General features: G+C 66.2%; 8 protein-coding genes. 4 read left to right on the top strand and 4 right to left on the bottom strand.

From position 1 onward, the window contains the following. The first annotated feature begins 510 nt into the window (after positions 1-510). The 4 genes from NCR35_RS06470 (at position 511) to NCR35_RS06455 (ending at position 6015) form a co-directional block, all read left to right on the top strand. Positions 511-1755, top strand: a complete 1245-nt coding sequence (locus NCR35_RS06470; protein WP_250533707.1) for a DUF3300 domain-containing protein — start codon at positions 511-513, stop codon at positions 1753-1755. A gap of 50 nt (positions 1756-1805) precedes the next feature. Next, positions 1806-2696, top strand: coding sequence for a DUF2950 domain-containing protein (locus tag NCR35_RS06465; RefSeq protein WP_250533704.1), 891 nt, complete (start codon positions 1806-1808; stop codon positions 2694-2696). A 176-nt stretch (positions 2697-2872) separates the two neighbouring features. Further along, positions 2873-3727: a bifunctional methylenetetrahydrofolate dehydrogenase/methenyltetrahydrofolate cyclohydrolase FolD gene (gene folD / locus NCR35_RS06460; RefSeq protein ID WP_250533703.1), complete on the top strand. Its 855-nt coding sequence runs from the start codon at positions 2873-2875 to the stop codon at positions 3725-3727. Positions 3728-3888: 161 nt separating this feature from the next. Then, positions 3889-6015, top strand: coding sequence for a M3 family metallopeptidase (locus NCR35_RS06455; RefSeq protein ID WP_250533702.1), 2127 nt, complete (start codon positions 3889-3891; stop codon positions 6013-6015). Between the two features lie 36 nt (positions 6016-6051). Here NCR35_RS06455 and NCR35_RS06450 read toward each other — a convergent pair whose 3' ends face one another. The 4 genes from NCR35_RS06450 to kdpB all read right to left on the bottom strand — a co-directional run bounded on the left by NCR35_RS06450 (position 6052) and on the right by kdpB (position 12911). Further along, positions 6052-7326 carry an amidohydrolase family protein gene (locus NCR35_RS06450; protein WP_250533701.1) on the bottom strand — a complete coding sequence of 425 codons (1275 nt, stop codon included), beginning with the start codon at positions 7324-7326 and terminating at the stop codon, positions 6052-6054. Positions 7327-7403: 77 nt separating this feature from the next. Next, the gene (locus tag NCR35_RS06445; protein ID WP_250533700.1) at positions 7404-10142 is read right to left on the bottom strand and encodes a DUF4118 domain-containing protein; all 2739 of its coding nucleotides are present in this window, start codon (positions 10140-10142) and stop codon (positions 7404-7406) included. Positions 10143-10191: 49 nt separating this feature from the next. Continuing rightward, positions 10192-10770 (bottom strand): potassium-transporting ATPase subunit KdpC, encoded by a 579-nt coding sequence (gene kdpC / locus NCR35_RS06440; RefSeq protein ID WP_250533699.1) that lies wholly within the window; start codon positions 10768-10770, stop codon positions 10192-10194. 11 nt (positions 10771-10781) lie between these two features. Then, positions 10782-12911, bottom strand: coding sequence for a potassium-transporting ATPase subunit KdpB (kdpB, locus tag NCR35_RS06435; protein ID WP_284502896.1), 2130 nt, complete (start codon positions 12909-12911; stop codon positions 10782-10784). Between the last annotated feature and the right edge of the window lie 7 nt (positions 12912-12918).

The raw sequence follows: 12918 nt of genomic DNA, 5'->3' as shown, positions 1-12918 counted from the left end.
TATGCTGTGGTTAATTGGTGAGGCGTAGTTGTTGCGCGGCGGGTGCACCAACAAGGACCAGAAGTACCGGGTGGGGGGGGTGCCGTGGGGGGGCGGGCACGGCCCCCCCCACGGTCGTTTGCGGCGCTTGCCGTATCCGCGAAAGCGAAACGCGCCATTTCGAGTTTCGCGTTGACACCAATGAGCGCCCGCCCGTAGTTTGATCGTGCCCCAACACCGGAGTCGATCATGCGCGACAAGGCAACCGCTGTACGCACAGGCAAACGTTTCGCCATCCACCGCAAGCCCGCGCGAACGTCTGAATCCCTTGCCGCTTTCTTTCGCCGATCCGCGAACGCATCCGAGTCCTCTGCTTTCGATCCGCTGAGTTGCCGCTGGTCAGTCGAAGCACCGACGTTCCTGCGTCTTGGCAGCTATGTCGCGCGCCGGGCGGACTCGAGGTTGCACGAGACGTCATGCCCGTCGGTCGGGTGCCGCCTGCGTCCGGCGCGCGTGCTCGCGCTAGCGGCGATGCTTGCCGCCGCGCCGCTCGCCGTATTTCATTCGCCGCCCGCCCACGCTCAGACGCAGCCCGCCGGCCAGAAGCTCTCGAACCAGCAGATCGATGCGCTCGTCGCGCCCATCGCGCTTTATCCCGATGCGCTGCTCGCACAGGTGCTGATGGCCTCGACGTATCCGCAGGACATTCAGGCGGCCGCGCAATGGTCCAAGGCGAATCCGAACATCAAGGGCGACGACGCGGTCAAGGCCGTGCAGTCGGAGCCGTGGGACCCGAGCGTGCAATCGCTGGTTGCGTTTCCGCAAGCATTGGCGACGATGGCCTCCAAGCCCGACTGGGTGACGCAGCTCGGCAATGCGTTCATCGCGCAATCCGGCGACGTGATGGATTCCGTGCAGCGGCTGCGGCGCGCGGCGCAGAGCGCGGGCAATCTCAAGAGCAGCGAACAGCAGAAGGTGGTCGTCGAGCAGAGCACCATTCAGATCGTGCCGGCCAATCCGCAAGTGGTCTACGTGCCGACCTATAACCCGACCGTGGTCTACGGGGCGTGGCCGTATCCGGCGTATCCGCCGGTCTACGTGCCGCCGCCGCCCGGCTATGCGATCGCCTCCGGTTTCGCGGCCGGGCTCGCGTTCGGCACCGGGGTCGCGGTCGCCAACGCGTTATGGGGCGACTGCGACTGGGGCCGCCGCGACGTCAACGTGAATGTGAACCGCTATAACAACATCAACGTCAACAACCGCCTCAGCGCGAACAGCAACAACGTGCGCTGGAACCGCAACGACCCGCAGTTCAACCGCAATAACATCGGCAACCGGCAGAACTTCGGCAACCAGAATCTGGGCGCGGTGAATCGCGACCAGTTTCGCGGCCGCGATCAGGCGCGCGCGCAGGCGGCCCAGACGCTGCAGCAGCGCACCGGGCAGAACCTCAATCAATCGGCGAGTCAACGCGTGCAGAACATCCGGCAAGGCGGCCAAGGGCGCGGCACCGGCAACAACGATCTGCATCAGCGCGCGCAAAGCGTGAACCGCGACAACGCGCTGCGCGGCGCGGGCGACGGCAACGCGGCGCGGCAGGACATCCAGCGCGGGCAAGCGAGCCGCCAGTCGTTCGCGAGCGCGCATCCGAACGCGGGCGGCGGCCTCGAACGACAAGGCGGCGGACTCGGCAGCGGCGGCGGCGGAATCCAGCGCAGCGGCGGGTTCCAGGGCGGCGGCGGGTTCCACGGCGGCGGCGGTTTTCATCGCCGCTGAACCGCTGCCCCACACCCATGCCCACGACTCAGGAGCCCGAGATGATCTCGATGAAGACACTTGCCGCATCGCCCCGCCCTTTCCTTTTCGCATCGCTTTTGCTCGCGGCCTCGCTCGCGCATGCGCAGGCCGTCTATCCGACGCCCGAAGCCGCGGCGCAAGCCCTGACAGACGCCATTGCATCGAACGACGAAACCGCGCTCTCCAAAGTGCTCGGCAAGGACCACGCGCGCTACGTGCCGACCGACAACATCGGCCAGGACGACATCTACGAGTACCTCGGCTCATGGGCGAAGGGACACCGCATCGTCGAAGATAACGCGCCGGCCGGCGGCCCCAGGCGCGCGCATATCCAAACCGGCGACAGCGGCTGGACCCTGCCGATTCCGCTCGTCGATACGGGCCACGGCTGGCGCTTCGACATGCCCGCCGCGCGCGACGAAGTGCTGACGCGGCGCATCGGCCGCAACGAGCGATCGGTGATGCGCGTCGCGCTCGCCTACGTCGATGCGCAGAACGACTATCGCAAGCTCACGAACCACTACGCCGACCGCTTCGTGAGCACGCCGGGCAAGCACGACGGCCTCTACTGGGACACCGCGCCCGGCGAGCCGGAAAGCCCGCTCGGCCCGCTCGCGGCGGCCATGCCGAACAAGGCGACGGCCTCGGGCGGCTACTACGGCTATCACTACCGCATCCTCACCGCGCAAGGGCCGCACGCGAAAGGCGGCGCGAAGAACTACATGCAAGGCGGCGCGCTCGCGGACGGCTTCGGGCTGATCGCCTGGCCGGCGAAGTACGGCGAAACGGGCGTGATGTCCTTCATGATCGACCAGGACGGGCAGCTCTATCAGAAGAACCTCGGTCCGGCGTCGGCGCGCGTGGCGGCGTCGATCAAGTCGTTCGATCCCGATCCTTCGTGGCAACCCGTTTCGCCGTAATTCGACGCGCACGGCAGGCACCCTCTCGCAGCACGCCGCCGGACGCCGCAAAGCGCCCGGCGGTATAATCTCGCCCTTCTTCGAGGCGCCTTGCGCGCCCTGGCACGCACGGCACAACGACGTATCGCCTGCGCGCCTCTCCTCGCTACGCCGCCCAATCTCGATTCCGATTCGCCATGACTGCCCAACTCATCGACGGTAACGCCCTCTCCAAGACTCTTCGCGCCGATGTCGCCGCCCGCGCGGCCGCGCTCACCGCTCGCGGACACAAGCCGGGGCTCGCCGTGGTGCTCGTCGGCGACAATCCGGCGAGCGAAGTCTACGTGCGCAACAAGGTGAAGGCGTGCCAGGACAACGGGCTGCATTCGGTGTTCGACCGCTTTCCCGCGACGCTCGCCGAAAGCGAGCTGCTCGCGCACATCGAGAAGCTCAACGCCGATCCGGCCATCCACGGCATTCTGGTGCAGTTGCCGCTGCCCGCGCATATCGACAGCCACAAGGTCATCGAAGCCATTGCGCCGGAAAAGGACGTGGACGGCTTTCACGTCGCGAATGCGGGCGCGCTGATGACCGGCAAGCCGCTCTTTCGCCCGTGCACGCCGTATGGCGTGATGAAGATGTTCGAGGCGCACGGCATCGACCTGACGGGCGCGAATGCGGTGGTGATCGGCCGCTCGAACATCGTCGGCAAACCGATGGCGCTGTTGCTGCTCGAAGCGGGCGCGACCGTCACGATCTGCCACAGCAAGACGCGCGATATCGCACGCTACACACGCGACGCCGATGTCGTCGTCGCGGCGACCGGCCGCCGCAACATCCTGACTGCCGACATGGTGAAGCCGGGCGCGACGGTGATCGACGTGGGCATGAATCGCGATGAAGCCGGCAAGCTGTGCGGCGACGTCGACTTCGCGGGCGTCAGGGAAGTCGCGGGCTACATCACGCCGGTGCCGGGCGGCGTCGGCCCGATGACCATCACCATGCTGCTCGTCAACACCATCGAAGCCGCCGAGCGCGCGGCACAGGCGTAAGCCGCCGGGGACGCGCCATCGCGATCGTCCCCTTAGAAACAATCCATTGGATTTTGGCCCCGCGGCCCCAATAATGCTCCAATAGCATTCGGACACGAGCGGCGCGGGCTTCGCATGACTGGCCCGCTCCGCGCTTCAACAATCACAGAACCGGGAGAGCCATGAGCGATACCACCGCAGCCACGCCGACCACGGCAGCATCCAATCCGCTGCTCGATTTTTCCGACTTGCCGCGCTTCGGCGACATCAGGCCCGAGCATGTCACCCCGGCGCTCGACGTGCTGCTGGCGGCGGCCAAAAGCGCCGTCGATCGCGCGAGCGCGCCCGACACGCCGGCCACCTGGCAGGACGTCGTCGAAACGGTGGAGCGTGAATCGGAGAAGCTCTCGCGCGCGTGGGGCATCGTCGGGCATCTGAACGCCGTCGCCGATACGCCCGAGCTGCGCGCCGCCCATGCCGAAAACCTGCCGCGCGTGACGGAGTTTTCCGCGAGCGTCGGTCAGAATCTCGCGCTGTACGAGAAGTACAAAGCGATCGCCGCAGGCGACGAATTCGCGGGCCTTTCGCCCGAGCGCAAGAAGATTCTGGAGAACGCGCTGCGCGATTTCCGCCTGTCCGGTGCGGAATTGCCTGAAGATCGCAAGCCGCGCTTCGCGCAGTTGCAGGAAGAACAGGCTGCGCTCTCGAAGGCGTTTTCGGATCACGTGCTGGATTCGACCAACGCATACTCGTATGTGGTCACGCAGCAAAGCGACCTCGCCGGCCTCCCCGACGACGTGATCGAAGCCGCCCGCGAAGCCGCGCAGAAAGAAGGCAAGGAAGGCTGGAAGTTCACGCTGCACTTCCCTTCGTATTTCCCCGTGTTGCAATACGCAGAGCATCGGCCGATGCGCGAGGCGATGTATCGCGCGTATGTCACGCGGGCGTCCGAACTCGGCGAAACGTACGGCCACGGCAAAGCCGAGTGGGACAACACGCAGAATATCGTCGAGCATCTGAAGCTGCGTCAGGAAGAAGCGCGCACGCTCGGCTATCAGAACTTCGCAGAAGTGTCCCTTGCGCCGAAGATGGCGGAATCGCCCGCGCAGGTCATCGCGTTTCTCGAAGACCTCGCCAAGCGCGCGCGTCCGTATGCCGAAAACGACTGGATGGAACTGCGCGCGTTCGCCGCGACCGAGCTCGGCATGCCGGAGCTTCAGCCGTGGGATGTCGCGTATGCCGCCGAAAAGCTGCGCCAGAAGCGCTATTCGTTCTCCGAGAACGAAGTGAAGCAGTACTTCCCGCAGGAAGCGGTGCTGAAGGGCCTTTTCAAGGTGACCGAAACGTTGTTCAACGTCTCGATTCGCCGCGACGAAGCCGCCGTGTGGAATCCGGACGTGCGCTTCTTCCGCGTCGAGAACAAGGACGGCTCGCTCGTCGCGCAGTTCTATCTGGACCTGTACGCGCGCGAAGGCAAGCGCGGCGGCGCATGGATGGACGACGCCCGCGCCCGCCACAAGCGCACGCAAGGCGACGTGCAGACGCCGGTCGCGTATCTCACCTGCAATTTCTCAGCGCCGGTCGGCGGCAAGCCCGCCTGCTTCACGCACGATGAAGTCATCACGCTCTTCCACGAGTTCGGGCACGGCCTGCACCACATGCTCACGCGCGTGGACGAACTCGGCGTGTCGGGCATCAACGGCGTCGAATGGGACGCGGTCGAGTTGCCGTCGCAATTCATGGAGAACTTCTGCTGGGAGTGGGACGTGCTGACCGACATGTCGGCGCACGTCGAAACGGGCCAGCCGCTGCCGCGCGAACTCTTCGACAAGATGCTCGCCGCGAAGAACTTCCAGAGCGGTCTCGGCACGCTGCGTCAGATCGTCTTTTCGATGTTCGACATGGTGCTGCACACGTCCTACGATCCGGCCAACGGCACGCAGAACGTGAACGACCTCGCCCGCGAGATCAACGAGAAGTTCCACGTCATTCCGCAGGCGCCGTTCTCGCGCTGGCCGAACACGTTCAGCCACATCTTCGCGGGCGGTTACGCGGCGGGCTATTACAGCTACAAGTGGGCCGAAGTGCTGTCCGCCGATGCCTACGCCGCGTTCGAGGAAGCCGCGAAGGCCGCGAACGGGTCGGTGCTGAACGCGGAGACCGGCACGCGCTATCGCCGCGAGATTCTCGAGGTGGGCGGCAGCCGCCCGGCGATGGATTCGTTCAAGGCGTTCCGCGGACGGGAGCCGAGCATCGACGCGCTGTTGCGTCACAACGGCATGAGCGAGCACACGCAGACGGTGCACTGATCGAAAACCCCGGCCGCCGTGCCGGGGTTTTTTCTTTCAGCGCTGGATTCTGAAGTCCACTTCGGCGGGCCGGCCTTCCAGCGCGAGCGTCGCGCGCATGGCCGGGCTGCGGCTCACCACCTTCCCTCTTCTGATCACCGCCGTGCGCGCCGCGCGCAGACGGATCGCTTCGATTGGATCGCGCGCGTCGAGCACGACGCAGTCCGCATGACAGCCCACTTCCACGCCGTAGCCTTCGAGCCCGAGAATGCGCGCGGGCGTGCGCGTGACGGCATCGAAGCACGCATGCATCGCGTCGACGCCCGTCATCTGCGCGACGTGCAAGCCCATGTGCGCGACTTCCAGCATGTCGCCGGAGCCCAGGCTGTACCACGGGTCCATCACGCAGTCGTGGCCGAACGCGACGTCGATTCCCGCCGCCATCAGTTCGGGCACGCGCGTCATGCCGCGCCGCTTCGGGTACGTGTCCGAGCGACCCTGCAACGTGATGTTGATGAGCGGGTTCGAGATCGCCGAGACGCCCGCTTCGCGCATCAGCGGAATCAGCTTGCTGACGTAGTAGTTGTCCATCGAATGCATGGACGTGAGATGCGAGCCAGTCACGCGGCCGTGCAGTCCCAGCCGATGCGTTTCCGCCGCGAGCGTTTCGATGTGGCGCGACATCGGATCGTCGGATTCGTCGCAGTGCATGTCCACGCGCAAGCCGTGCTGGGCCGCGTACTCGCACAGCAGCGTGACGGACGCCGCGCCGTCGGCCATTGTGCGCTCGAAGTGCGGAATGCCGCCCACGACATCGACGCCGAGCGCGATGGCGCGCTTCAGATTCTCGAATGCGCCCGGACTGCGCAGCACGCCGTCCTGTGGGAACGCGACCAGTTGCAGGTCGAGATACGGCTTCACGCGGCGCTTCACTTCGACGAGCGCCTCGGCGGCGAGCAGACGCGGATCGCAGACATCGACGTGCGAGCGGATCGCCAGCAGCCCGCGCGCGACGGCCCAGTCGCAATACTGCAGCGCGCGCTCGACGATGGCTTCCTGCGTGAGTTCGGGCTTCAGTTCACCCCATAACGCGATGCCTTCGAGCAGCGTGCCCGACGCGTTCACGCGCGGCAGACCGTACGAGAGCGTCGCGTCCATGTGAAAGTGGGCGTCGACGAAGGGCGCGGTGACGAGCGAACCGTTCGCGTCGATTTCTTCACGCGCGCTCGCATTCAGATGCGGCTCGATCGCAGCGATACGGCCTGCTTCCATGCCGATATCGACGAGCCCCGTCGAGCGCACAAGCGATGCGCGGCGAATGATGAGATCCATATGAAGCCCTCGGACGTAAGCGGTTCTGGCGATTGTAGCGGGACATAAAAGCGCGGGGGCGATCGCCCATGCACGCCTCACATACGCTCGCCCGCTTCGATATCCGGCGGCGCTTCGTCCGCCGGCAGCGTGAACCAGAAGCGCGCGCCGCACACGCGCCCTTCCCTGTCGACGCGATTCTCCACGCCGATGCGCCCGCCGTGCGCCTCCACGATCGCGCGACAGATCGCGAGCCCGAGCCCGATGCCCGGTTGCGCCGATTCCTTCTCGCCGCGCGTGAACTTCTCGAAGAGGCGCGTCTCCATGCCGGCCGGCACGCCCGGCCCTTCATCGTCGATCACGACGCGCACATTGCCCGATGTGTCTTCTTCCGCCGCAATGCGAATGGGCATATTCGCGGGCGTGTACTTCGCCGCGTTCTCCAGCAGGTTCGCGAATAGCCGCTCCATCAATACCGCGTCGAGCCGCAGCATCGGCAGATTCGACGGCACGCGAACCTGCACGGGTCGGCCCGCGAGCGTGCGCCTCATTGAGGCGAGCGCCGCGCCGACCGTTTCTTCGAGCATCGACCATTGCCGGTTCAAGCGAATCGCGCCCGCCTGCAAACGCGCCATGTCGAGCAGGTTCGTGACGAGCCCGCTCATGCGCAGCGCTTCCTCGTGAATCGCGTGCACCAGTTCCTGCGACTCGCCCGAAAAACCGCCGATCGCGCGCGCCTCTTCCTCCAGCACCGACGCAAAGCCGACAATCGACGTCAACGGCGTGCGCAAGTCATGCGAGATCGCCGAGAGCAGCGAATTGCGCAGCCGTTCGGACTCCATGTTGACGAGCGCGTCCTGCGCGATATCCACGTAATGCACGCGTTCGAGCGCGAGTGCGATCTGCGCCGCGAACGTCTCGATCATGCGCCGCTGCTCCGGCACGGCCAGTTCCGCTTCGCGCTCGACGACGATCGCCAGCACGCCGCGCGTTCGCATCGGCGCGCGCAGCGGCAAGTAGAGCGCATCGGTGGCGGGCAGCGTGTCGGTGCCGCGGCCCGCGGGCTTCTGCTGCTCGTAGACCCATTGCGCGATATCGAGGTCGATGCTCGCGGCGTCGAGCATCGCGTCCGCGTTCGGCTCGTCCACTTTCTGACGCACGCGTTCGCTCGCGTCGGGCAAAAGCATCGCGACTTTCGCGTGAAAGACTTCGGCCACATGCCGCGTGCCGATCTCGATGATCTGCCCGGTCATCAGCGCGGCGGCGAGTTCTTTCGTCATCGCGTACATGGCGCTGGTGCGCCGTTCCCGCTGCGACGCGATGCGCGCCTCGCGCCGCAGACTCGACGTGAGATGGCTGATCGTGAGCGATGTCAGCAGCATCACGACGAAGGTGAGCACGTATTGCGTGTCGGTGACGGAAAACGACAGCGCAGGCGGCACGAAGAAGAAGTCGAACGCCGCGACCGACACGAACGACAGCATCACGCCCGGCCCGCGCCCGAGCCGCGCGGCGGCGAAGATCACGCCGAGCAGATACAGCATCACGAGATTGGCGAGCGCGATATGCCGCGCGGCCAGCCCATGCGCGACCAGCGTGATCGCCGCGCCGATCGCGAGCGCGTAGAAGTAAGCGCGGGGCGGCGAATGCCCGGCGTCGCGCCATGCGCCGGCTATCGACGCCCGCCGCCTTTGCGATTCGTCGCGCGGGGCGGCGGAGACGAGCGTGACATCGATATCCGCCGCATGCCGGACGATGCGCTCCGCGACCGGCGTTTGCGCGATGCGCCGCCAGCTTCGCGCGGCCGGCGCGCCCGCGATGAGCTTCGACACGTTTCGCATGCGCGCATAGTCGATGAGCGTCGCGGCGGCGTCCGCGCCATCGAGCGTCACGGTTTCCGCGCCGAGTTCCGAGGCGAGCTTGAGCGCGTCGAGCGTGCGGCGGCGCTCATCGTCGGAGAGGCGCTGGAGCTTCGGCGTTTCGACATAGACCGCGAGCCAGTCCGCCTTCAGCGCCGCCGCGAGCCGCGCCGCCGCGCGCACGAGCGCCGCGCCTTCCGGTCCCGGCCCCACGCACGCGATCAGGCGCTCGCGCGCCCGCCAGATGCGCTCGATCGACCGGTCCGCGCGATACTCGCGCATCTGCGCATCGACACGGTCGGCGGTGCGGCGCAACGCCAGTTCCCGCAGCGCGATCAGATTGCCCTTGCGAAAGAAGTTGCGCACCGCCTGCTCGGCCTGCTGCGGCAGATACACCTTGCCTTCGCGCAGACGGTCGAGCAGTTCCTCGGGCGGCAGATCGACGAGCGTCACTTCATCGGCGAGATCGAACACGCGGTCGGGCACCGTCTCCCACACGCGAATGCCGGTGATGCGCCCGACGATATCGTTGAGACTTTCCAGATGCTGCACGTTGACGGTCGTGTACACGTCGATGCCCGCGTCGAGCAGTTCGTGCACGTCCTGCCAGCGCTTCACGTGCCGCGAACCCTGCACGTTCGAATGCGCGAGTTCATCGACGACGATGAGTTGCGGCTTGCGCGCGAGCGCGCCGTCGAGATCGAATTCCGCGAGCGTGCGGCCGCGATAGTCGATGTGCGCAGGCGGCAGCGTTTCCAGCCCTGCGCAGAGCGCGAGCGTTTCCTTGCGGCCATGCGTTTCGACGACGCCGATCACGACATCGACACCTTCGTCGCGGCGGCGTCGCGCGGCTTGCAGCATCGCGAAGGTCTTGCCGACGCCTGCCGACGCGCCGAAGAACACCTTCAGCCTGCCGCGCTGGCGCTCCGCTTCCTCGCGTTGCAGCACGTCGAGGAGTTCATCGGGGGTCGGGCGCATGGGCTCCTGGGCGGGTTCTCGTCATGTGGCGCTTAGGGAATGGCGGCGCTCAGCGAGCGCTCGCCCGGTCCAGCGCGAGATTCAATTTAAGCACATTCACCGTCGGTTCCCCGATCACGCCGAATGTGCGCGTGGACGTCGCCTCGACGACGAGCGCATTGACTTGCGCGACGGACAGCCCGCGCGCTCGCGCCACGCGTGCGATCTGATACGCGGCCGCCGCCGGGCTGATGTGCGGATCGAGCCCGCTGCCCGATGAGGTCACGAGATCGACGGGCACGGCGGCGTCGTTCGAGGGATCGGCGGCATGCAGCGCGGCGATGCGCGCCTTCACGGCATCGGCGAGCGCGGGGTTCGTCGGGCCGAGGTTCGATCCGCCGGAGCTGCCTGCGTTGTACGGATTCGGCATCGTGGCGGACAAGCGGCCCCAGAAATAGCGCGGCGCGTCGAACTGCTGGCCGATCAGTTCCGAACCGACGATCTTCCCGTCAAGCTCAATGAGACTGCCGTTCGCCTGATGCCTGAACGCCGTCTGCGATACCGCCGTCACGATGAGCGGATACAACAAGCCCGTGATGATCGTCAGTGCAACGAACAATACGATGGCCGGACGCAATGCATTCTTCATGATGTGTTCTCCTAGTTCCAACCGAGCGCGGTGATCGTCATGTCGATCAGCTTGATGACCGGAAACGGCAGCACGATGCCACCGAGCCCATAGACGAGGAGATTGCGCCGCAACAACGAAGCCGCCCCGAGCGCGCGATACTTCACGCCCTTCAGCGCAAGCGGAATCAGGAACACGATGATGAGCGCGTTGAAGATCACCGCCGAAAGAATCGCGGACGACGGCGACGCGAGATGCATCACGTCGAGCACGCGCAATTGCGGATATGTCGTGGCGAAAGCGGCAGGAATGATCGCGAAATACTTGGCGACGTCGTTGGCGATCGAAAACGTCGTGAGCGAGCCGCGCGTCATCAGCATCTGCTTGCCGATCTCCACGATCTCGATCAGCTTCGTCGGGTTCGAGTCGAGGTCGACCATGTTGCCCGCTTCCTTCGCCGCTTGCGTGCCGGTGTTCATCGCCACCGCGACGTCGGCCTGCGCGAGCGCGGGCGCGTCGTTGGTGCCGTCGCCGGTCATCGCCACGAGCCGCCCTTCGGCCTGATGCGCGCGGATCGTCGAGAGCTTCGCTTCCGGCGTCGCTTCGGCGAGGAAGTCGTCCACGCCCGCTTCCGCCGCGATGGCCGCCGCCGTCAGCCGGTTGTCGCCCGTGACCATCACGGTCTTGATGCCCATCTTGCGCAGTTCGGCAAAGCGTTCCTTGATGCCGCCCTTCACGATGTCCTTCAGTTCGATCACGCCGAGCGCGCGCGCCTTGCCCGCAACGTATTCCGCGACGACGAGCGGCGTGCTGCCGCGCCGCGCGATCTCGTCGACGCCATGCTGCACTTCCTGCGGAAAGCGCCCGCCGCGTTCTTCGACGTACTTTCTCACCGCATCGGCCGCGCCCTTGCGAATCTCGCGATCCGGCACATCGACGCCGCTCATGCGCGTCTGCGCGCTGAACGCGATGAACGTTGCGCCGAGCGTCGCCATGTCGCGTTCGCGGATGTCGAAGCGCTGCTTCGCCAGCACGACGATGCTGCGGCCTTCCGGCGTTTCGTCGGCGAGCGAGGCGAGTTGCGCGGCGTCGGCAAGATCGCGCTCGCTCACGCCCGGCGCGGGCGCGAACGACGACGCCTGCCGGTTGCCGAGCGTGATGGTGCCGGTCTTGTCGAGCAGCAGCACGTCGACGTCGCCGGCCGCTTCCACCGCGCGGCCGGAGGTCGCGATCACGTTCGCCTGCATCATGCGGCTCATGCCCGCGACGCCGATGGCCGACAACAGTCCGCCGATGGTCGTCGGAATCAGGCAGACGAGCAGCGCGACGAGCGCGGTGATCGTGACGACGTGCCCGGTTTTCGCGGCTTCGACCGAGAACATCGAGAACGGCAGCAAGGTCGCGGTGGCGAAGAGCAGCACGAGCGTCAGCGCGACGAGCAGAATGGTGAGCGCGACTTCGTTCGGCGTCTTCTGACGCTTCGCGCCTTCGACCATCGCGATCATGCGGTCGAGAAACGCCTCGCCGGGGTCGGCGCTCACGCGCACGACGATCCAGTCCGACAGCACGCGCGTGCCGCCCGTCACCGACGAGAAGTCGCCGCCCGACTCGCGGATGACGGGCGCCGATTCGCCCGTGATCGCGGATTCATCGACGGACGCGACGCCGTCGATCACTTCGCCGTCGGCCGGCACGGAGTCGCCGGCTTCGATCAGCACGACATCGCCCTTGCGCAGATCGCTCGACGCGACCATGCGAATGGGCGACTTCGGATGCGGCTCGTTGAGCTTCTTCGCCATCACGTTGTGCTTGGCGCTGCGCAACGACGCGGCCTGCGCCTTCGAGCGTCCTTCGGCGAGCGCCTCGGCGAAGTTCGCGAAGAGCACGGTGAACCACAGCCACAGCGCAACGGCGAGGATAAAGCCCGCAGGCGCTTCCGCCTGGCCCGCGAGCGCGGCGATCCAGAGCACCGTCGTCAGAATGCTGCCGACGTACACGCAAAACATCACCGGATTGCGCAACTGCGTGCGCGGCGCGAGCTTCGCGAAGGAATCGGCGATGGCGGGTTTCACGAGCGCCGGATCGAACATCGAACGCGCCGCCGTGCGCGCTTGCCCCATGTTCTCCGGGCGATGCAGCGGCGCTTGATTCAGTTGAGTCATCTGTTCC

The sequence above is a fragment of the Caballeronia sp. AZ10_KS36 genome, assembly GCF_023631105.1.
Classification (GTDB): Bacteria; Pseudomonadota; Gammaproteobacteria; order Burkholderiales; family Burkholderiaceae; genus Caballeronia.
Note: the sequence above shows the minus strand (reverse complement) of the source record. Positions and strands in the feature narration are given on the sequence as shown.

Coding starts and splice junctions, on each gene's coding strand:
- NCR35_RS06465 (WP_250533704.1), top strand. CDS start 1,806: ATGAAGACACTTGCCGCATCGCCCCGCCCTTTCCTTTTCGCATCGCTT.
- NCR35_RS06450 (WP_250533701.1), bottom strand. CDS start 7,326: ATGGATCTCATCATTCGCCGCGCATCGCTTGTGCGCTCGACGGGGCTC.
- NCR35_RS06455 (WP_250533702.1), top strand. CDS start 3,889: ATGAGCGATACCACCGCAGCCACGCCGACCACGGCAGCATCCAATCCG.
- NCR35_RS06470 (WP_250533707.1), top strand. CDS start 511: ATGCTTGCCGCCGCGCCGCTCGCCGTATTTCATTCGCCGCCCGCCCAC.
- kdpB (WP_284502896.1), bottom strand. CDS start 12,911: ATGACTCAACTGAATCAAGCGCCGCTGCATCGCCCGGAGAACATGGGG.
- kdpC (WP_250533699.1), bottom strand. CDS start 10,770: ATGAAGAATGCATTGCGTCCGGCCATCGTATTGTTCGTTGCACTGACG.
- folD (WP_250533703.1), top strand. CDS start 2,873: ATGACTGCCCAACTCATCGACGGTAACGCCCTCTCCAAGACTCTTCGC.
- NCR35_RS06445 (WP_250533700.1), bottom strand. CDS start 10,142: ATGCGCCCGACCCCCGATGAACTCCTCGACGTGCTGCAACGCGAGGAA.